Annotated in this window: 19 protein-coding genes; 8 read left to right on the top strand and 11 right to left on the bottom strand. The window is 48.0% G+C overall.

The genetic code is table 11. From position 1 onward, the window contains the following. Positions 1-2: 2 nt before the first annotated feature. Entirely contained in the window at positions 3-989 is a 987-nt protein-coding gene (locus MKY97_RS05255; protein ID WP_342554452.1) for a phosphate/phosphite/phosphonate ABC transporter substrate-binding protein, read from the bottom strand. A gap of 276 nt (positions 990-1,265) precedes the next feature. On the opposite strand from MKY97_RS05255, the gene MKY97_RS05250 reads away from it, so the two are divergent. Continuing rightward, positions 1,266-2,888, top strand: coding sequence for a bifunctional UDP-sugar hydrolase/5'-nucleotidase (locus MKY97_RS05250; protein ID WP_342554451.1), 1,623 nt, complete (start codon positions 1,266-1,268; stop codon positions 2,886-2,888). Positions 2,889-3,028: 140 nt separating this feature from the next. On the opposite strand, the gene MKY97_RS05245 is transcribed toward MKY97_RS05250, so the two are convergent. From MKY97_RS05245 to MKY97_RS05220, 6 genes are all read right to left on the bottom strand, one after another. Then, a complete protein-coding gene (locus MKY97_RS05245; RefSeq protein ID WP_342554450.1) occupies positions 3,029-3,346 on the bottom strand; it encodes a hypothetical protein in 318 nt (105 codons plus the stop codon). Positions 3,347-3,462: 116 nt separating this feature from the next. Beyond that, positions 3,463-4,824 carry an MATE family efflux transporter gene (locus tag MKY97_RS05240; protein ID WP_342554449.1) on the bottom strand — a complete coding sequence of 454 codons (1,362 nt, stop codon included), beginning with the start codon at positions 4,822-4,824 and terminating at the stop codon, positions 3,463-3,465. Between the two features lie 231 nt (positions 4,825-5,055). Further along, the gene (locus tag MKY97_RS05235) at positions 5,056-5,478 is read right to left on the bottom strand and encodes a MarR family transcriptional regulator (RefSeq protein ID WP_342554448.1); all 423 of its coding nucleotides are present in this window, start codon (positions 5,476-5,478) and stop codon (positions 5,056-5,058) included. Positions 5,479-5,747: 269 nt separating this feature from the next. Next, positions 5,748-7,589: an ABC transporter ATP-binding protein gene (locus MKY97_RS05230; RefSeq protein WP_342554447.1), complete on the bottom strand. Its 1,842-nt coding sequence runs from the start codon at positions 7,587-7,589 to the stop codon at positions 5,748-5,750. Then, the gene (locus tag MKY97_RS05225) at positions 7,570-9,363 is read right to left on the bottom strand and encodes an ABC transporter ATP-binding protein (RefSeq protein WP_342554446.1); all 1,794 of its coding nucleotides are present in this window, start codon (positions 9,361-9,363) and stop codon (positions 7,570-7,572) included. The genes MKY97_RS05230 and MKY97_RS05225 overlap by 20 nt, the downstream gene beginning before the upstream one ends. A 265-nt stretch (positions 9,364-9,628) precedes the next feature. After that, positions 9,629-10,681 carry a CotH kinase family protein gene (locus tag MKY97_RS05220; protein WP_342554445.1) on the bottom strand — a complete coding sequence of 351 codons (1,053 nt, stop codon included), beginning with the start codon at positions 10,679-10,681 and terminating at the stop codon, positions 9,629-9,631. A 343-nt stretch (positions 10,682-11,024) separates the two neighbouring features. Here MKY97_RS05220 and MKY97_RS05215 point away from each other — a divergent pair, with 343 nt between their 5' ends. The 4 genes from MKY97_RS05215 (at position 11,025) to MKY97_RS05200 (ending at position 13,928) form a co-directional block, all read left to right on the top strand. After that, the gene (locus MKY97_RS05215) at positions 11,025-11,690 is read left to right on the top strand and encodes a hypothetical protein (RefSeq protein WP_342554444.1); all 666 of its coding nucleotides are present in this window, start codon (positions 11,025-11,027) and stop codon (positions 11,688-11,690) included. A 65-nt stretch (positions 11,691-11,755) separates the two neighbouring features. Continuing rightward, complete coding sequence (locus MKY97_RS05210) at positions 11,756-11,893, top strand: hypothetical protein (protein WP_342554443.1); 138 nt, start codon at positions 11,756-11,758, stop codon at positions 11,891-11,893. Next, positions 11,894-13,249: an arsenic transporter gene (locus MKY97_RS05205; protein WP_342554442.1), complete on the top strand. Its 1,356-nt coding sequence runs from the start codon at positions 11,894-11,896 to the stop codon at positions 13,247-13,249. Positions 13,250-13,262: 13 nt separating this feature from the next. Then, positions 13,263-13,928 (top strand): DUF2642 domain-containing protein, encoded by a 666-nt coding sequence (locus tag MKY97_RS05200; RefSeq protein WP_342554441.1) that lies wholly within the window; start codon positions 13,263-13,265, stop codon positions 13,926-13,928. A 112-nt stretch (positions 13,929-14,040) separates the two neighbouring features. Here the strand turns inward: MKY97_RS05200 and MKY97_RS05195 are convergent, their stop codons facing one another. Both MKY97_RS05195 and MKY97_RS05190 read right to left on the bottom strand, forming a co-directional pair. Beyond that, complete coding sequence (locus MKY97_RS05195; RefSeq protein WP_342554440.1) at positions 14,041-14,781, bottom strand: nuclease-related domain-containing protein; 741 nt, start codon at positions 14,779-14,781, stop codon at positions 14,041-14,043. Between the two features lie 242 nt (positions 14,782-15,023). Continuing rightward, positions 15,024-15,917 carry an NAD(P)-dependent oxidoreductase gene (locus tag MKY97_RS05190; protein ID WP_342554439.1) on the bottom strand — a complete coding sequence of 298 codons (894 nt, stop codon included), beginning with the start codon at positions 15,915-15,917 and terminating at the stop codon, positions 15,024-15,026. Between the two features lie 277 nt (positions 15,918-16,194). Here MKY97_RS05190 and MKY97_RS05185 point away from each other — a divergent pair, with 277 nt between their 5' ends. Genes MKY97_RS05185 through MKY97_RS05175 form a run of 3 tightly spaced genes read left to right on the top strand, consistent with a single transcriptional unit; the run spans position 16,195 to position 19,953 of the window. Continuing rightward, positions 16,195-17,331, top strand: coding sequence for an endospore germination permease (locus MKY97_RS05185; RefSeq protein ID WP_342554438.1), 1,137 nt, complete (start codon positions 16,195-16,197; stop codon positions 17,329-17,331). Next, positions 17,288-18,793 (top strand): spore germination protein, encoded by a 1,506-nt coding sequence (locus tag MKY97_RS05180; RefSeq protein ID WP_342554437.1) that lies wholly within the window; start codon positions 17,288-17,290, stop codon positions 18,791-18,793. The genes MKY97_RS05185 and MKY97_RS05180 overlap by 44 nt, the downstream gene beginning before the upstream one ends. Next, entirely contained in the window at positions 18,790-19,953 is a 1,164-nt protein-coding gene (locus MKY97_RS05175; RefSeq protein WP_342554436.1) for a Ger(x)C family spore germination C-terminal domain-containing protein, read from the top strand. Before MKY97_RS05180 ends, MKY97_RS05175 begins: the two co-directional genes overlap by 4 nt. Positions 19,954-20,213: 260 nt before the next feature. On the opposite strand, the gene MKY97_RS05170 is transcribed toward MKY97_RS05175, so the two are convergent. Then, on the bottom strand, positions 20,214-20,717 hold the full coding sequence (locus tag MKY97_RS05170; RefSeq protein ID WP_342554435.1) for a hypothetical protein: 504 nt from the start codon (positions 20,715-20,717) through the stop codon (positions 20,214-20,216). 60 nt (positions 20,718-20,777) lie between these two features. Then, complete coding sequence (locus tag MKY97_RS05165; RefSeq protein ID WP_342554434.1) at positions 20,778-21,083, bottom strand: hypothetical protein; 306 nt, start codon at positions 21,081-21,083, stop codon at positions 20,778-20,780. Positions 21,084-21,114: the final 31 nt, after the last annotated feature.

Genomic DNA, 21,114 nt, shown 5'->3' with positions numbered 1-21,114 from the left:
AACTACTCGGTTTTCACTTTCTCGTTATACTGGCGCACGATATCAAACTTGCTGTCATCGGACTCCACATAACCTTCGTGCGTGTAGATTTCTTTGATGATCTGGTGACCTTCTGTATCTTTGCCGATATCGATGAAGGCTTGTTTGATCTTCGCTGTCCAATCTGCGTTCATGTCGGTACGAACGGCGATCGTATCGTTAGGAATAGGCTCAGTGAAAGCAAGAACACGTGTGTCTTTGAATACATTCGGGTAGTCTTTGGACACCGTGTTACGGGCATCCTGGAAAATCGCTGCTGCATCTACATCCCCGTTCAACACGGCAAGAACAGCTTGGTCATGGCCTTTAACGGTTACAGGCTGTACGTCTTTCAAAGGATCAATGCCGCGATCCAGCAGCAGGGCTGCCGGCCATACATAACCAGCGGAAGACGTCACGTTCTGGTACGCCATTTTTTTGCCTTTCAGATCCTCAACCGACTGGATCGGGGAGTCTTTTTTCACAATAATCATGGATTTATACGAATCGGCCAGCTGCTCTGTCGGAGCACCCGTCTCATCATTAACGCCATAACGCTGTGCCTGCAGAATAACTTGTGCTGCCCCTTTTTCCTTCGCTAGCACATAAGCCGTTGGAGGCAGGAAACCTACATCTACTTTTTTGGAAGCCATAGCCTCAATGATCGTGTTGTAATCTGTCGATACGCTGACTTTCACCGGGATACCCAGCTTGTCTCCAAGCAATTTTTCCAGCGGTTTAGCCTTCGCTTCAAGGGTGTCTGCATTCTGGGAAGGAACGAATTGCACCGTCAGTTCCGTAGGTACATAACCTTCAGCGGTCTTGTCTTTCTCTGCCGTTTCGGTTGATGTGCCGGACGCGCTTGAATTGGCTTCCGCGCCGTTTGACGAATTGGATGCAGCGTTAGACCCACATGCACTCAGGAACAGTACCAAAATCAACAATGGTAAAAATAAAGCAGACTTCTTCAATCGAACACCCTCCAAAAGTTTTTCTGATTTTCATTACTTGTCTACTATAATTGGCAAATATTTGCGTGATGTGAAACGGAATTTGGAGTTTTGTAAAGTTTCCTGTCAGGCTGTCAGCGGGACATTCTTCTGTTAAAATAGGCTCATTATGGTCGATCATCAAGGACGAAACACGTATAAAATAAGGCCTGCTGCCTGTCGTTCAGGCTGTTTCTCTTTGCTGTATCTGCTGTTTGAACCATATATCTAAACTTATATATTAGAGGAGATTGTAAAATGACACGCATTCCCCCTACAGCCAGCCTGGATATTCTGTTCACCAGTGACCTTCACGGGGCGATTCGCCCGATCCATTACAATACCAACGCATATCGTCATACCGGTCTTGCCCTGCTGGCTTCTCTGATTCGCCGGGAACGCGACCGCTCGCCTGAACTGCTGCTCATCGATAACGGAGACCTGCTTCAAGGGGCTCCTCTGGCTTCTTATGCAGCCTCCCACACACCTAAAACCCAGATTCATCCTTTCATTAATGTGTTAAACGAGCTGGGTTACGATGCCGCAGTACCGGGCAATCATGAGTTCAACTACGGGCAGGAAATGCTGCGCCGAGCGATGGCAGACTCCTCGTTTCCATGGCTTTCTGCCAATATTGTTGAAGAATCTGCAATTGCCCCTAATGGGAAGGATATTCCTGCTTTTGGACATCCATATGTCATCAAGATACTCTCTTCGGGAGTTAAGATCGCACTTCTCGGTGCCACCACACATTATATCCCTAACTGGGAGCATCCGAAAAATATTGAAGGGCTGCACTTCCTGGACGCACTGGAAACCATTCGTACGTGGGTGAAGTATATTCGTGAATATGAACAGCCCGACGTACTGGTGGTCAGTTATCATGGAGGTTTTGAATGTGATCTGGAGACAGGTGAACCTGCAGAGCGCTTAACCGGGGAAAATCAGGCATACGCCATCTGCCGGGAGATCGAAGGGATCGACATGCTCCTGACGGGTCATCAGCACCGCCAGTTAACAACCGAAATCCATGGGGTAACAGTCATTCAGCCCGGATTTAATGGCAGCGGAGCAGGTCATGTATCTGTACAGCTTCAGCAGTCTCCAGACGGCAGGTGGGAAGTTACGGGCAAAACAGCACGGCTGCTGCTGCTGGAAGAGCATCCTGATCTACAACCTGATCCGGTCGTTATGAAGCTGACGGATGATCTGGAAGCGATGGCACAGACATGGCTGGATCAGCCCATCGGCGAAGCAGCTGCGAATGAGGATTTATCGATATCCAGTGCCGCACAGCTCCGGCTTGAAGCACACCCCTTTATTGATTTTGTACATCAGGTACAGCTGGAGGCGACAGGGGCTCAGCTTTCCAACACCGCTATGCTTAGCGAAGAAGCCCGAGGATTCGGTAATCAAATTACGGTACGCGACGTGTTATCCAACTTCATCTACCCCAACACGCTGACTGTGCTTGAACTTAGGGGACGGGATATTCGGGAGGCTTTGGAGCAGACTGCACGTTATTTCGAACTGGACACTTCCGGGAAGGTGATCGTAAACCCGGCATATTTGCAGCCCAAACCGCAGCACTATAACTATGACATGTGGGCTGGCATCGAATACGAGCTGGATATTTCCAAGCCTGCAGGCAGCCGTGTCGTGAAGCTGGAGCGTGGAGGCAAACCGCTGGAGATGGATGGCACGTATTCTGTGGTGATGAACAGCTATCGTGCGGCAGGCGGAGGAGATTATGCAATGTATCCGGGGAAAAAAGTACTGCATGAAGGTGCCGCAGATATGGCTGCACTGGTGGAGGATTATATTCGCAGACATCAGCCTCTTGAGGTCAGATCCAATCATAATTGGAAAGTGATCTGCTGAAATTTGGCGGAGAGTAACGTAGGCAGTTATGAAGAAAGGACAGAACCGTAGTTTACCAGGTTCTGTCCTTTCTTACTTGCATAAGCAATTTAATTAACGAGGGCTAAGCCTATGTTTAGACGGGTTAGAGCAGCATGTGTTTACTGAAACATCGTATCCGAGATCAAGACCACAATGAGAAAAGCAGCTGCCCAGACCAGCATCAGATTCGCTGTTGCTGTTGCCCATTTGCTTTTGCCAGCATGATAGAATACCCAGCATATCAGTGAGAATAACACACCAAAGGGATATGTGGCCATCAGGATGGCTGCTGTGGTATCCAAGAATGGATGTGTACCGGACTCCCGAAAGGCATACAAGTACAAGCTCATCATCAGCACGAAGGGATAGGCAAACAGGGTTAGACCGTAAATAATATTGAGTAATATAAGTCGATATGCCAGTTTAGGATTTTTCAATTGAGATACAGCCCTCCTTGTGAACTCCGAGCTCATACCAGTATATCACTTGTTCACACCAAGTCATGGTATACTTTTCCATTTTACGATTAATATTTATCCCTATACATCTTCTTTCAAACAGCGGCCCGTTCCTGCAGCCTATCAATCCGTTTGTAATGATAAGCGAACAGGATGAGGCCCAGCACACTCGTAATGACCTCCGTTACTGTCATAGACCAGATGATGCCTGTAAGACCGAAGGATTGGTGGAAAATGATAATGACCGGGATAAACAGCGTGCCCTGACACACAGCCATGATATTCGTTGGAATCCCTTCCCCTACTGCTTTGAAGATGCCGGTAAACAGTCCTGTTAATCCGGTGAACAGAGCAGAGATCAGCATTGCCACCAGAATCGAACCTCCGGCCTCCAGTACTGCGGCATCCGTAGAGAATAACCGGATTATAGATTCTTTGAATACATAAACGACACCTATAAAAAGAACAGCAATTCCGATGATATACAGCGCGGCCTGCTTATATGCAGCTTTCAAACGGTCGAACTTCTGACTCGCGAAACTGTGTGCGACCAGCGGAATAATCCCCATAAAGATTCCCATCGTAATAAACTCGGGAAGCTGTACAATCCGTAAAGCAATGCCAAATCCAGCTACAATGCCATCTCCATAGATCATTGCGTAGTGGTTGAGCAGCAGCGTAGATACGATAAGAAAAGAGGTCTGCAGCAGTTCAGATACACCGATCTTGAATACTTCCATTTGATCTTTAACTTGAAGTTTCCAATGTCCCAGAAATCCTCTTAAATTCTCGCTGCGGCGGGATAAAAACCAAACATAATAGGCTGCGGAACAAGCATTCGCTAATACAATGGATAAGGCGGCTCCAATCACATGCCAGTTCAATATCAGAATAAACAGGACATCCAGAACGATGCTGGCTGCAATGCTGATGAACATGCCTATCATGGATTCTTTTGAAGCACCCTCCGACCGAACCAGCTGCTCCAGTGTGAAATTGAGAATAACGATAGCTCCGCCTGCCAGAAGTGTAATGGCATATTGACTTGTGTACTCATACACAGCTTGATCTGCACCTAGTCCATGGACAATGGGAGAGGTAAACAGCCAGGCAATCAGCGCAATCAGCAGTCCAATACCCACGCTGGAATAAAAGGAATACCCTGCGACCCGCTTCGCTTTTTCCTTCTCTCCCATCGCTGCCAGTCTTGTAATGAATGTGCCCCCGCCCACGCCGAACATATTGCCAACAGCCATTAATACCGTAAAGATCGGCAATCCGAGGGTAATTGCGCTAAACATGCCCGTATCATGCACCAGACCGATAAAGAACGCGTTGATAAGGTTATATAACGTTCCCGCAGACATGCCAAGCATCATCGGGATGGACAGATGCATAATCGACTTGTGTACAGGCGCTTTGTCCAGATAATAAGAGTTTGAATGTTTTTCTTTCATTAGTAACTCTCCACCTTTCTTAACTCTTTAACAATTAGAATTCTAAGTATTAATTCAAAAAAACGTACCACATCAATATCTTTTCACTTCAGCGTATAAAAAAACTACAGATCACAGGGCATCTCCTTACATCCACAACAGATTAGTAGAATGTTAATAGTTTGAATTCTAAGCTTTTGGTTGTGAGCAGTTCACCTGCTCTGTTCGTACCTTGATCATCTTTGACCGAACTTATAAATTCTGATTAACCTTAGTCAGCAAACGCATTAATAGTGCCTGTTCTTCATCCGTCAAACTTTTCACAATCTCACTCTCTACGGCAGCAAACATCCGCTCAACGTCATGGATCACCTGCTCGCCCTTGGGCAGTACGTACAGATTTTTCTGCCGTTCATTATCAGCAGGAATTTTACGAACGATATAACCGTTCTTCTCCAGTCCTTTTAACATACTTGTAATCGTTGCATCTCTGCGGTTAAATACGTCAGCTAATTTCTTCTGGATTAATCCTTCGTCCTGATGTTCATAGATATAGCCAATAACTCTTCCCTGCTGCGCATTTAATCCCAGTTCGTTGACCTGATCATCAGCTTTGCGTTTGATCTTCATACCAATGGTTTGAAACAAGTCCGAATACGGTGTGTTTTTACGCATGCATCTTCCCCCTGTTCTTCTTATGTTTACGTTTAAAATATCACATCCCAATCGGGTTCAATCCCTAAATATTAGATATCTAAGTGTTTACGAACTAAATATACAGCGCCATTTCCTCTCTGTCAAGCAGCACCGCTCTCTTTTTCTTTCCTGCACAATAAAAAAAGGATTGAAGCCCCTTTCGGTCTTCAATCCTTCTGTTGTTAAACTCCCCGTTCTGTCTGCGCTTCAGTCCTGCATCGGGAGAACAAGCAGCGCTCTCGGGCCGCCTATTGCGCCTTCTTCCGCAGCTGGCTGTGATACAGCTCACTATAAAATCCACCCTGCTGAAGCAGCTCCTCATGTGATCCCTGCTCCAGCAATCGTCCGTCCTTCAGCACCAGAATCCGGTCTGCTTGACGGATCGTGTTCAGCCTGTGAGCAATGACAAAACTGGTGCGGCCCTGCATCAGACGCTCCAGCCCTTCCTGAATTTTGATCTCGGTCACGGTATCAATGCTGCTGGTTGCCTCGTCCAGTACCAGAATGGACGGATCAGCAAGAATAGCGCGGGCGATGGCAAGCAGCTGCTTTTGCCCCTGGCTAATACCGCTTCCATCGGCCTGAAGCACCCGATCATAACCATTCTTCATCCGCATAATAAAGGAGTGCGCATTCGCCAGCTTGGAGGCAGCTTCCACCTCTTCATCGGTTGCATCCAGGCGCCCGAATCGGATATTTTCCCGAATCGTTCCCTGAAACAAAAATGAGTCCTGCAGTACAAATGCCATATGAGAGCGTAAACTTTCACGCCGAATGGTCGTCATATCGTGTCCGTCAACCGTAATTGTGCCGCTGGTTGGATCATAGAAACGGGATAGAAGCTGGATCAGCGTTGTTTTCCCTGCCCCTGTTGGGCCGACCAGCGCGATCATCTCGCCCGGCTTCGCTTCAAAGCTGATACCGCGCAGAATATCACGCCCTTCATCATATCCGAATGACACCTGATCAAACCGGACACTGCCCTCCATGTTATCCAAGGCTGTGGCCGCCCCTTCATCCTTCGTTTCCTCATCCTCATCCAGCACTTCGAACACCCGCTCCGCCCCTGCAATCGCAGACAGCAGCGTGTTCCACTGATTCGCCAGATCATTTAACGGGCGTGTGAATTGACGCGCATATTCTACAAAGATAATAATGACCCCTACCGTTACGGAGCCTTGAATTGCCAATATCCCCCCAATCCCCGCTACTATGGCAAAGCTCAGGTTATTGAGTCCATTCATCAGTTTTGGAATAAAACCGGATATCGTCTGTGCCCAGAATGCGGAGATCCGGATGCGCATATTCCGTTCCTCAAAACCGCGAACGACGCGTTCTTCCTGTGAGAAGGCTTTAATAATGCGCTGCCCGGATAACGTTTCCTCGATATACCCGTTGAGTTCCCCAAGATTGCGCTGCCGCTCTTTGAAAAGCGGACCTGTTCTGCGCGTAATCCAGCGCATACCGAGAGCCATAAGCGGCACAACGATGAAGGTGAGCAGTGTCAGCAGCGGGCTGAGCCACAGCATCACACCTAATGTGCCGACCAGCGTTAGCACACTTGAAAAAATCTGAATGGCCGAGCTGTTCAGCGTGCTGCTGACATTCTCGATATCATTGGTAACCCGGCTCATAATCTCGCCCTGCTGACGTCTGCCAAAGAACGGAATCGGCAGTTTATGCAGATGAGCAAACAGATCAAAGCGCATACGGAATACCGTCTCCTGAGCAATCTCGATCATCCATATATTCTGCAGCCAGGATGTAAGGGAAAAGAGTATATACACCGCTGCCAGACCCAGAAGAAACCAGGTCCAACTGGAGCTGTTCGCCTCACCAGCGATGAATTGGTCAACTGCTGCGCCGACCATATAAGGTCCGAGCAGAGCCAAAGCGGAGCTGGCAAACACCATCAGCAGTACAAGCGAAAGCTTGACCTTGCGGCGAGAGAGGTAACCCCAGATGCGTCCAAGTGTGCCCGACCAGTTTTTGGCTCGCGCCTTCGGTTTGCGCTGGCCTCCTGAACGGAGTGACTCCGAATCAAGTGCAGGCCGAGGCTGGCGGAACGGCTCAATGAGTGCTTTGAACATACTGTGCGCCCTCCCCGTATTGTGATTCATGAATTCGGCGGTACAGCTCCGACGATTCCATCAAGTCTTCGTGTTTACCCTGCCCGATCAGCCGTCCGTCATCCAGCAGCAGAATGAGATCTGCCGAGGTGGTCGAACTGATCTTCTGCGTAATAATAAACGTGGTACATGAAAGCTCCTCCAGTGCGTTCAGCAGTCGCCCTTCGGTAGCTACATCCAGTGCGCTTGTGCTGTCATCAAGTATAAGAATGCTTGGGCGGCGCACCAAAGCTCTCGCAATGGATAAACGCTGTTTTTGGCCACCCGACAGGTTGACTCCACGCTGACCAAGCTGTGTATCGTATCCATTCGGCAGCTGCTCAATAGTCTCATGAATCTGAGCCCGCTTTGCGGCTTCCACAATCTCTTCCATTGTGGCATCTTCTCGTCCCCAAGCAATATTGTCTCGTACAGAACCAGTGAACAGAACAACTTCTTGCGGAACATAACCGATGGACTTGCGAAGCGTCGGAAGATCCAGCTCTGACGCATCCACAGCATCAATACGAATTTCACCCTGTTCTTCCGTATACAGTCGTGGAATCAGCTGTACCAGAGAGGATTTCCCTGATCCAGTTGCCCCCATAATGGCAATTCGCTCCCCTGCTTTGGCTGAGAACGAGATGTCTTCCAGTACTTGGATCTCACTATTCGGATAACTGAAGCCCACTCCGCGGAACTCAACTGCTCCTTGTACAGTGCGCGGCTCTTGGCTATTTCGTGCAGAGCCGTCGCTGTCCGAATAACGAAAAGAGTTTGTGGAACCCGTACGCTCCGTCTCTGACGTATCCTCCGTTTCAAACACTTCATTCAGACGCTGTGCTGAAGCGCTCGCCCGTGAAAATGTTACCAAAATCCAGGAAAGCATCGATAACGCTCCAATCGTACGCAGCAGATAATTAATGACCGCGACAACTTCACCAACGGTAGCCGAATTCGAAACAATATCCTTGCGTCCAAACCATAACACGGCGATGATACAGCCATTCATCATCAGCAGCATGAACGGCATCGTTGTCTCCGTGAGACGCAGCGCGGAGATTGTGCCTTTCATCAGCTTGCCGCTGTATCCGGCAAATCGTTCAATCTCGTGGCCCATCCGCACGAACACACGGATCAGCCGAATGCCTGTCAGATTCTCCTGGATGATGCTGTTCACGGCATCCAGTCTGCGCTGCACATTGCGGAACAGCAGCGCTGCCTTTTTAATCATCCAGATGACAACCACGAGCAGCACCGGCACCATGACAACGAGCAGCAGGCCCAGTCTCGGATTCACCACTATAGCCATAATCATACTTCCGATTACTACGAGCGGAACACGGGTCATGAAACGCAGACTCATGAAGATCGTATCCTGCACCTGAGTCACATCCCCGGTTAAGCGGGTGATTAGCGATGATGTGGCAAATCGGTTGAACACCGCATAGGAAAACGTTTGCATCTTGTCATACAGCTTCTCTCTTAGGTCATACCCAAACCCCAGACTGGCATGGGAGGCAAAAAATGAGCTTGCAATCCCGGCGGCAAACGCGATGACCGCACTGCCAACCAATACACCACCCCACATCCAAACGACGCCCAAGTCTCCCTGCTGGATGCCGCTATCAATGATTTTGGAGATCAGATACGGCTGCGCCAGCTCCACCGTTAATTCAATCAGCATCATGACTAACGCTGCAATGGCGGCGACCCGGTACTTTTTCAAGTGAACAAACAGCTTGAGCATTCCCATTCCTCCGGCCCGGAGCACGTTACATGGCGATACTGCATCATATTTACACCATAAGCTCCGTTATTCTCTTTCTTTAAAGCTATGTAAAATTTCACGTAACCCATACGACTATTATATCGCATTTTCCAGCTGTACATCGTTACGTTCTTCTCATTTTTAGTATTAACCTTAATTTTTAACCTGAAATCGACTGCACATTATAACATGCTGACTATAAACCAAACAAAATACCCAAGTCAGCGCTGCCCGCTGCCTGGGTATCTTTTTAGAGCTGATTCAACGCAGTGCCCACATGCTCCCGGCGATCCTTCACATACGTACGAATCTTCTCGGGTTCATTCAGAAAGACGTTCATCGGCCATTTCATGTAAGGGTCATTCTTCACATCTTCCTTGATCTCATCGTGCAGACGGTATACCAGCGGCATGACCTTCTTCTCCGTAAATGCATTCTCCAGAAGCTGATGCATCAGCTTCTTATACTGCCCACGATACACACGGAATGCCAGCAGCCTGCCCGTCAGTTTGTTGTATCCCTGAATGCGAACCAAATTCGGATTGACCTTTACACCGTAACAATTTCTTCCCCAAGTCCCTTCGTAGTCCCAAGGCAGAATGCCGTATTTTCGATTCCTGGCTTGTTCATACCATGTATAGTTCTGATGAAATCCGTCAAAGTTGCCTGTCAGCACAGCCCCGCTTAACCAGCGCATATAGTTGTCAATATCCACTCTCGATTGCAAAAAACGAAACAAATCCATTTTCGACTTGGCATTTAATTGTTGTATAAATCTGCGCAGCCTTCTGCGATCCTCCATACTGCCCCGAATCAGGCTGTATCCCGACAGCACGTTTGTTCCCGATTCAGATGAACTGGAGGAGTTTGCAAAGTCGGCACGGTCGTTGACGGCATAGAAAATACTCCGGACCGGCATTCTCCTTTGACGAAAAAAAGAGGACTTCACCCCTTCGATTCGTAAATACACCCCTTCAAGCTGGCCATTGAGATATAGTACACAGTGGCGCGAAGCAGGGGCTGGTACACGAATCGATTCAAAAAATTGGAACGAAAGGGCGTTCCGCAGCAGTGACGGGTCATCGTATTCTGCATTGAAGTGGTACGTGCGGCTGGATGTACGAACCTCGAATGATTTTTTGACATAAGCACGTGTATGTCCTCCCCGGTACCGAATTCGAATGGGAAGCTGCTTACCATCTATATGCATCGTTCCATTTACAAACGTTTCTGACCATATATTCGATGTTAACTGCTGGTATTCGTTCGCAGAGACATGGATGTGGTAGACAGGTAGAGTCATTTCCATCCGCCTTTCGATCACTTGTGGTATTAGCCCGTAGACTGTTACACCATCCTATGCACATACATATCAGGACGGAAGGGCGATTGTACAGCCTATTTTAGGAACCATATGCAAATTCATATGTAAAATTAGCTGATAAAACGTAACAGCAATCTATAAATTACCATTTCTTTCATAGATTCCTGCCAATTTACTATATAAATAGTGTTCTGCTGGTTCCTCCGATGTTACGTACACATATGATTAAACTACAGACAGACTCCAATGACGAGTGGAAGGGATTCATATAACAACCGTCATCGGCCTATCTGAACTTATATCAGGGAAGGGGCAATATACAATGTCTATGAACGGTCATGGATTGAGAGGTTTAGTCGGAAGAGAAGTCAAGGTCAATCGTGGAGGACCCGATTCGGTACAAGGTACGCTGATGGATGTGCGCTGGGACTATATGGCAGTGAGCTGCAAAGAAGGTATCGTGTATGTAAATGAATCTCATGTCAAAAGCATTACGGACACAGGCCGTTCCGGCGGAGTTAGAGGACCCATGGGGAATCCGATTCCTTCCAACACATTCCTTGGAGTTATGCAGGCACTTCGCTTCCGCCAAGTACAGATCAACCGTGGAGGCCCGGAAAAAGTGGAAGGTATCCTGGCCGATGCCAACCAAAGCCAATTAATTCTGACTTTAAAAAATCAGGAGATCATTCGTATTCCGCTGCAGCACGTAAAATCTGTCTCTCTGGTTCGCGGAAGCAGCAATAATAACAGTAACAACACAAGCCAAGGAAACAAAACACAAAATACGCAATCCGGCGGCAATCGTTCCCAAGGGAACCGCAGTACGGGCAGCCAAGCTTGCGGAAACAAATCTCAAGGGAACAAAAATCAGGGGAATAAATCCAACAACAAGTCACGGGGAAACCAGTCTCACGGAAATAAGTCTGGTGGCAGCAGATCACGTGGAAATCAATCTCGTGGAAACAAATCTGGTGGCAAACGTTAATTCAGCAAGGTAGTTCAACGATAATGAGGAGTTAATTTACTGCCAGTTTAAAGGGGGGAATGATCATGCTGATCTTTATCGCAATCGTCTTGACAGGTGTGCCTTTGTACTGGATCGTTATGCCGGGAAGGCCCGCCCCGACTCACGAACATCTGATTCCATCTTCACAAGGACTTCTCCCCCTGGGAGGTGAATCACAGTAAATGCCAGATTACCAGTTGTGGTTAACCTTCGGGGTATTCATCATCACGGTTATTTTCCTCATGTGGCGGCCGGGCGGATTAAATGAATCTATACCCACTTCGCTTGGTGCGCTGCTTCTTGTTATAACCGGTGTGAGCAGTCTAACTCATATCCTGGGTATTTTCGAAATTGTATCTGGTGCAGCAATCACGATTCTCTCTACCATTGTTATGTCCATCATTCTGGATAGTATCGGCTTTTTTCGCTGGATTGCTGTCAATATGATTGAAAAGGCACGCGGCTCCGGCTTCCGATTATTCTGGCTCATTCTATTACTCTGTTTTCTCATGACCATCTTCTTTAACAACGACGGCAGCATTCTGATCACTACCCCCATTATCATTCGAATTTGTGTCATGCTGCGTCTGAAAATGCATCAGCAGCTGCCCTACCTCATCTCCGGTGCACTCATCGCTACAGCTTCCAGTGCCCCCATCGGACTAAGCAACCTTGCTAACCTGATCGCCTTGAAGATGGTGGGATTAAATCTGAACACCTATACTCAGATGATGTTTATACCATCCATGCTCGGGATTACCGCCATGACTCTCCTGCTGCTCTACTATTTTCGCAAAAGTATACCCAGAACTATTCACCATTTTCCGATAACTATGCAAAACGCATCCGGTTCAGGTTATCATCCGCTTCAGACGACTGAATCCGACAACTCCAAAAATAATGTAGACTGGTGGTTGTTCCGTGTCTGTATCGGAATTGTAGTGTTCATCCGGGCAGGTTATTTTCTGGCGGAACAATTCGGTATACACATGGAGATCGTCGCCATCACCGGTGTGGTTCTCATGCTTGCTGTACGATGGTACCGTACACGCTCCGGACTGAAGGACGTCGTCACGCAGACGCCATGGCATATTCTTCTCTTTGCCTTCAGTATCTATATTATCGTGGATAGTCTTCACCGAGCCGGAATGACAACATGGATTACTGAATTCACAGGTCCCATTGCAGCGAATGGAAATGCCAGTCTTATTGCTGTATCCGGTTTACTGCTGACGGTGCTGTCTAATTTGTTCAATAATCTTCCCTCGGTCATGATCGGAACATTTGCTGTTACTGACCTTCATTTGAGTGATGCCCAGCTGCATCTGGCGTACCTTGCCAATATATTAGGCAGTGACATTGGAGCATTACTGACCCCTATAGGCACACTAGCTACCTTAATTTGGATGTATATATTACGGACTCACCATATTCGAGTTTCATGGAAACAGTATATGAAGGTGACCTTCATTGTGATACCCATCAGTTTAATAATCAGCCTGTTTTCCTTATATATTTGGGTGGCTGTACTGTTTTGAGAGGAGGTATACTGTGAAACTTGCAGCGATGTTAGGTAAAAACATTGAATTTGAGCTATCCGGCTGTAGGCTGCTTATCCAGGGTGAGGTCATAGATGCAGGTGAAGATATCATGGTCGTGTATGGTAATCAACGCTACATTTATGTGCCGCTCCATCACCTTCAAACGATGCGTTTTATGAAATCAGAAGAAAATTCAAATCATATGGACATGCCCGCACCAGATCCTGAAATGGATCATGACAATATCTCTTATCGAAAAGTGCTCATGAATGCTCGCGGAAAATTTAGTGAAATCTCCATCGGTGGACGAACGCTGCACGGCTATATTACCAGCATCATGAACGATTATTTCATTTTCTATTCTCCTTTGCACCAATCCGTCTATGTGTCTATCCATCACTTGAAATACATTATCCCTTCTCCTGCCAACAGCAGACCTTATGCAATGGATTATCAGCATTTCCCGATACAGCCCTCTTCGATCTCGCTGTCTCGCACCCTCGATCAACAGCTGCAAAAAATGACAGGAGAACTTGTCATCCTGAACCTGGGTTACAAACCCGAACAGACAGGATTGCTGAAAAGTATAAGCAATAGAATGCTTGAAGTCATTGATGCCGAGGGTTCCGCACGCTTCATGCATACCAGCCATGTTCAAACCCTTCATCTACCTTGATGGGAATTAGAATACCAACAGGGATATTCCGGAGATTGGCATTATGCCCCGGAATATCCCTGTTATATATTTGCTGAATCCGAAATCGAGACTCCTGTCATCTGACTGCTGATTACTTGATCCCTTTCGCCTTCGCCATGTGCTCGGCCCGAATCAGATGATCCGTTGAATTCGCTGTGTTCAGTATGTTCCAGATCGCCTGAATATCCTGCTCTGGGTACAAAGTTTCAGGGAGCTCTGTCTCCAGCCGTTCTGTCTTGCGCTGAATCGTCTCCACCAATTCATGATCGTAGATTACCATTTCATCGGAATTGACATACCTTACGGCTGGATCAACGCTGATCCGGCAGCGATTCGTGAATGTCACCATGGAGACAAGTCTCACACGCTTGTACTCTCCAAGATGTGCTTGAATGGCTTCAACATGAGCACGGTGCTGCATCAGCGGATTGTACATTTTGACACGACTGCTGCTCACCGACCAATTCGCTTCCCGGCGGCCGCCGCGAATCTCTCCGGTTGTCAGGTTCCGGGTTTCGATGACAAAGATTGCCCGCGGCCCAATGACCACATGATCAATCTGTGAATACCCCGAACGCGACTTCGGGTTGGTAACCAGAAGATCATTCAACACTTTATATTCACTGGGCAGACCAAGAAGAAGCTCGGAGGTCGTAGGTTCTTGCGGCACACTGATCCAATCCATATCCGACTTTTTCTTCTTGCGCCGACTGCGTACAAGACGTGGAGGAACAGCAGCTGCGGTTGACAGAGCTGAAGCTGTAACAGCATCGGTAAGTGGGCTCACAAGCTCTGGCTGCGTCTTGAACAGAGAACGAATTTTTTTGAACATGGGCAGACTCCATTCGATTTAGAGTGGCACATCCATTATGTAAACTTCTATTTCTTATGTCGGATTAAGTCGAACGAAAGTAAAGATGTTTTCCCTAAATTCATTTATTACTTAAAAGTGCACGATATGATATACCCAAATCTGTGACTTTAGACACAGGTATATGTTGAAAATATAAAAAAAAGGCAGCATTCCCTTTTCCCTAAGCAAAAGAGTCCGCTGCCGTCTTCACATGTTGGCTTCTAGGCCTGGAGATAATACGTGTACAGCACTTGTGTACCTTTCTCATCCAAGCCGTTCTTCGATATTTCCTGATAGAGCGATTCCGCCAGAGCCAGTCCCGGTGTTTTCATGCCCATCGCTTGAGCAGACTCCAGTGCAATCCCCATGTCCTTGATAAAATGTTTCACATAGAATCCAGGCTCATAGTCGCCTGCGATCATACGCGGACCGAGGTTGCTGAGGGACCAGCTTCCGGCCGCGCCCGTCGCAATACTTTTCAGCACATTCTCCGCGTCCAGTCCCGACGTCTTGGCATAGGCGAGTGCTTCGCATACGCCGAGCATGCCAGAGGCGATCGCAATCTGGTTGCACATCTTGGTGTGCTGTCCGGCGCCCGCCTTGCCCTGCAGCACAATATTGGTGCCCATCTGCTCAAAGAGCGGACGCACTGCTTCAAAAGCTTCTGCGTCACCACCCACCATAATGGACAGCCTGCCGTCCCGTGCGCCGATATCACCGCCGGATACAGGCGCGTCCAGTGCATGCAGCCCTTTGGCGTTCGCGGCTTCGGCAATACGTGCAGCCAGCAGCGGGCTGGATGTGGTCATATCAATCAGATATGAACCCGGTCTGGCATGGGCAATCAGCCCTCCTTCTCCGAGGTATATCTCTTCCACATCTTTCGGATAACCTACCATCGTAATGACGACATCACACGCTGCAGCCAGTGCGGCAGGCGTTTGATGCCAAACAGCTCCCTCATTGACCAGGGCTTCGGCCTTGGCGGCAGTACGCGTGTATACATGGAGCGGATATCCCGCACGCTGAATATGACCCGCCATACTTTTGCCCATAACGCCTGTTCCGATAAACCCTACTCTAATCTCTTGAGGTGATTTTGTTGATTGTGTCATCGCAAGTTTCCTCCCTGTTCCTTGAGTAGTCCAAATGCTGCAGAAGCTTGTCTGCAGTTCAGTTAGTATCCAGCATAAGCTAAACCAATCGTAAAACAATGAGTATCCAGCAAGATGAGCTAAGCCCGAGTCTGGCTCTTATACCGTATATGTTATAGCTTTCTTTCCACTACGTCCATCTCGGGCTGCTTTTTCTGTGAAAAAAATTGAAAAACGAATCATTATCTCATAGACTGTACAACCTAACGCAAACAGTTTGAAACGGAAGGGGATTGACATGAGTCAGGATAAAGGACAGATTACCATCTGGTTATCCATCTCCATCATTTTGCTCAGTGCCGGACTTGTCTGCCATGTCTTGTCGGTCCCGGCAATTCTGGATGCGGCCGGAAGGGATGGATGGCTCTCTGTTCTCGCAGCTGCACCACTGTTCCTGCTGTTCCTGGGGATGATGTACATCATTATCCGGCGGATCCGTGGACAGCGGTTGACCGATTGGATTGCCCGTGAGTTTGGCGTGGTGCCTTCGTGGATCTTTCGCATTACTGCGGCCTTATTATTGTTCTCGCTAGGCACACACACCTTATATGAAACCACGAACTGGACGGTATCCACTTACCTGCCCTTTACCCCAACCTATGTGCTGGCTGGTGGAGGCGCTTTGGTTGCTGCATGGTCCGCAGCCAAAGGCATCCGCTCGATTGCGATGACTTCCAGCATCCTGCTGCCTTTGGTGATTCTGCTTGGTTACTTTGTCATGTCTGCCAATATGAAATACAAGGACTACAGCGAGCTTTTCCCCATCATGGAACACGGCTGGACTCCTGTTATACGAGGTATGGTTTACTCCCTAGCGGGACTCATGGAGATCTGGGTGCTGATGCTCTTTCAACATGATATCAAAGGCAAGCTGCGCTGGTGGCATGTGCTGCTGCTTGGCCTCTTTATGATCAGTATGGCCATGGGGCCTACAATGGGAGCTATTGTCGAATTCGGACCGGATGAAGCTGCAAAACAGCGAAATAGTCCCTATGAACAGTGGAAGCTCGTCAATATCGGCAAGCTCTTTCAGCACGTTGATTTTCTTTCGATTTACCAGTGGCTCAGCGGCTCTTTTGCCCGTGTTGCCATCTCTATGTATCTGATTGTTGATCTGCTGGATATCCGCAGACCCAAAAAACGCTATACTGCCATTGTCTGTCTCACACTGATTATGTGTGCCCTGGCCATCCAGTGGTGGCGGATTGATTATGTCGATTATTATGTCGATCACATCCAATTTCCAGCCATGCTCTACTACGTGGCAGCAATCACCATTATTTTGACACTAGCCGCTCTGATTCATAAAAAGGACAAGGAGGCCCCTGCTCATGGCACAGCCGCCGCGAACAACACCAATCCGTCCGGAGACTGAACCGTTCCGTATCGATCAGCATTATTTGACGACCTATTTTGCAGGATCCGATGACGTCATCATCGACAACCACTGGCTGGGTGACGGTCAGATGAAACTGGTTGTCGCTTACTGCAGCGGCATGGTCGATACTCAGATTATTCATGACATCATCCTGCCTGAGATGAAACGCACTTACGAAATCACACGTTTCATTCGCGTATCTGACATTGAAAAAAATATTAATCTGCAGTGGAACATCGTTGACCTTCACGATCCGCAGTACGGAACGGAACTTGTATCCCTTCGTGTTTTTGAAGGACACCTGCTTCTGTGTCTTCCTTCCCTGCAGGTTATGTGGAGCATTGATATTTCCAACATGCCTGCACGAACACCGGAAGAATCTACCACAGAAGTGTCAATCCGCGGAGCGAGGGATGGTTTTATTGAACCTCTTGCAGTGAATGTCGCTTTGATTCGGAGCAGACTGCGTACCGCCGAACTTGCCTGCAGCATCGAACTTATCGGATCGCGGTCAGCAACCAAAGTCGCTTTGATGTACATGAAGAACATCGCCAACCCGGAATTAATCAAGGATGTAAAACACCGTCTCAGCGCAATTCAGACCGAACGACTCATGACAGCAAATGAACTGGAGGAGCTGCTGTCGCCCGCCAAAATCACCCTGTTTCCACTTACTCATTACACCGGGAGACCGGATTTCGCAGCGGAATGCCTGCTGAATGGCCGCTTTGTTCTGATCGTGGACGGTAATCCCAGCGTAGTGATCGGACCCGTGAATCTGTTTTTGCTGCTCAAATCACCAGAGGATGCCAACTTTCCTTTTCTCCCAGTAAATATGGGACGGATGCTTCGGTTCATCGGTTTGTTCGTGACGATATTTTTGCCCGGTTTCTATATCGCCCTGACTTCTTTTCATATGGATCAAATTCCGTTTCCGCTTGTCGCTACGATATCCGTCGGTCGTATGGGACTGCCCATGGAATCTGGCATCGAGATGTTTCTCATCATGCTGCTGATGGAGCTGTTCCGGGAGGCAGGCGTGCGCCTGCCCAGTGCAATCGGACAGACGCTGACCGTGGTTGGCGGCCTGATCATTGGAGATGCTTCCATCCGGGCCGGTATGGTTTCTCCGCTTATGATTGTGGTCATTGCGGTCACAGTTGTGGCCGGTGCGACTATTGTCAATCAAGTCATGACCAGCTCTATTCTCATTTTGCGCTTTCTATGCTTTATCTTGGGGGCATCACTTGGGATCTACGGATTCATCTTGTCGATGATCCTGTTTTTAATCTACCTGACTGATCTCAAATCGTTCGGCATCCCATATCTGACTCCCGTAACACCGCTCAATATCAGACAAGCCATTACCTCCCTGTTCAAAGTCCCGACAGGCATCAGGAAACGCAGACCCGTCTACCTTGAAACGCAGAAACCGCGCAAGGACGGCAAAGGCCGATGAGCCGCATGCTGCGCCGCTGTCTGCTGGGTATATTGAGTCTGTCACTCTGTCTCATGAGCACGGGATGCTGGAGCGCATACGAGATTCAGCAGGTAGACTATGCGAAAGCAATCGGTATTGAATTTAAAGACGGGATGTACCACGTCTATGTACAGACTCTTGACTTTTCGAGTATCGCCAAAAGCGACAATTCTAGTAAAACGGCTGAATCTCCTCCAATCTGGGTTGGACACGCACAGGGAAAAACGATGAGTCTCGCCATGAACGAATTATGGCGGGCTTCCCAGCTTCACATCGCCTGGGGACATGTTACAGCGATTGTAATGGCAGAAAGTGTGCTGAACAATCGGCACATTAAGGATGTATTCGATATGCTCGGGCGATTTCCAGAAGCGCGGTACACAACCTGGGTATACGGTACACGGGAGCCTTTGCTGGATATTTTGAGCACCGCATCAATCTATAACATGTCTCCACTGGACAGTATCCTGCATAATCCGATGCCCAGCTATTTGGAGAATTCGTTATTTGCCCCTGTACTCAGCTTCGAACTGATTGCCAAGCATAATGATCCGGCAACGACAACATACTTGCCTGCCATTGCTTTGAACAAGGAGCTTTGGCTGCAGAACAAGAAGGAGCATGAATTGTTTATTATTGAAGGCGCCTATTTCGAGAGGATGGGAGAACGATTTCGGTTTCTGCCGCGAAGCGAACTGCCCGGATATCACTGGCTGATCAAAGGAATGCGCCGAGCTCCGCTGCTGATCCAGAAAGGTGATGTGATCTATGGAGCACTCAGCGTTGGCCTGCCTACGATCAAGATTGAACCCATTATTCGCGGGGAACAGGTCACCTTCCGAATCGATGCTAAATATCTGACCGCGCTGTATGAATATCTCATCCCCATGACATACGACGAGATGACCCGGGTAAGTGAAGCCGCACTTAAGGAACAGATCATGGAAACCTATCGGAATGGCTTGAAACAGGGAGTGGATGTATATGGACTGCAGGAAAAACTGTATCGCAAAAACCCCAAGCTGTGGCATAAGTTATCCGGTAACGGGGAGAATTTGATTCTCACGGAGGATTCGATTGAAACGTTAAACATTCACCTTACGGTCCCTTATACAGGGAAATACAAAAGGAAAGTGTAACTAGAGAAGCCCTCCTGCTGATGACGAGACATGTGCAGCAGAAGGGCTATTCAGCCGCTATATCTTTCAATGCAGACTAGGGCGTGTCTTGAAACCTACTGAAGTGCATCTTTTACCCCCTTTCCGCCCCCTGCTGCGTCACTTCCCCTTGACGTGCCCCGGCACGCCTGCGGGAAACTTCCTTGCTTGGAACGAAAATTCGGCAAAATCTGCTTCTTCAGCGTTTTCAGACACGCCCTAGTGAATAATATATTTCACCATCACGACTTAGAGCGTGAATGCTGCACCTGTTCCAGCACCCAGCCTACGATTACAGAAAACGATACGCCAAACAGCAAAATGGGAAAGTTATAGTACAGTGTATTAGTATATTGATTCAGCCAGCCAAAGCGGTATACCGCTGATTCCGGATCATGTGTATAACCGTTAAGCTGCACACGCAAGTCCTCAAAAAAATGGATCTCCCAGAAGACGGACAGCACACATAATGCCAAGGCTGCAGTACAGATCACTGCATTGCCCCATCTCCCCCAGTACTCACGTTGATCACACATCCACCATTTGGTCAGATATGCAGTCCAGTAACATAAAATCAGAAAGGTAATCAGCGCCGGAACCAAAGCCAGAATGCCCAGATTACCATTACCGGATACCCCTTTACCCGCCTCATGCTGAATCGTCATTCCATGGACTGCGAAGACCATAAATATATTCCATAATAAAAAGATAAGATAGCGTTTATTAATCCGTTTAATTATCTTCATCTGTCCCCTCCCGTCTCTCCTGGTTCAGAGAGGAATAGACTACGCTGCCTGCCAAATGATTTATTGTAAAAAAGGTACTTTTGAAATATCCGTTCCCAGGTAATCAACCGCGATCCAGGCAAGGATCCATAACAAGGGCAGCTGCATGATCCAGTAAGGAAAGATATACCTCTTGATATAATAAGAGTACCAGCCTGATAGCAAGGCTGCAATAACAGCGATGGGATACGACATGAGAAGTTCCCCCATCAAACGACCTGCGACTTCAAACTCTGGAGGGGTCGGTGCAGCAAGGGACATTCCCATGGCAAATGCGATGAATGGCCACATTAGTAAGGTTAATCCGTAGATCAGCGTGAACATCATAATGTATATAAAACTTCTCTCTTTACTTCTG

This window comes from Paenibacillus sp. FSL R7-0652 (assembly GCF_038595045.1).
Lineage (GTDB): Bacteria > Bacillota > Bacilli > Paenibacillales > Paenibacillaceae > Paenibacillus.
This window is presented reverse-complemented; position numbering and strand designations above follow the sequence as displayed.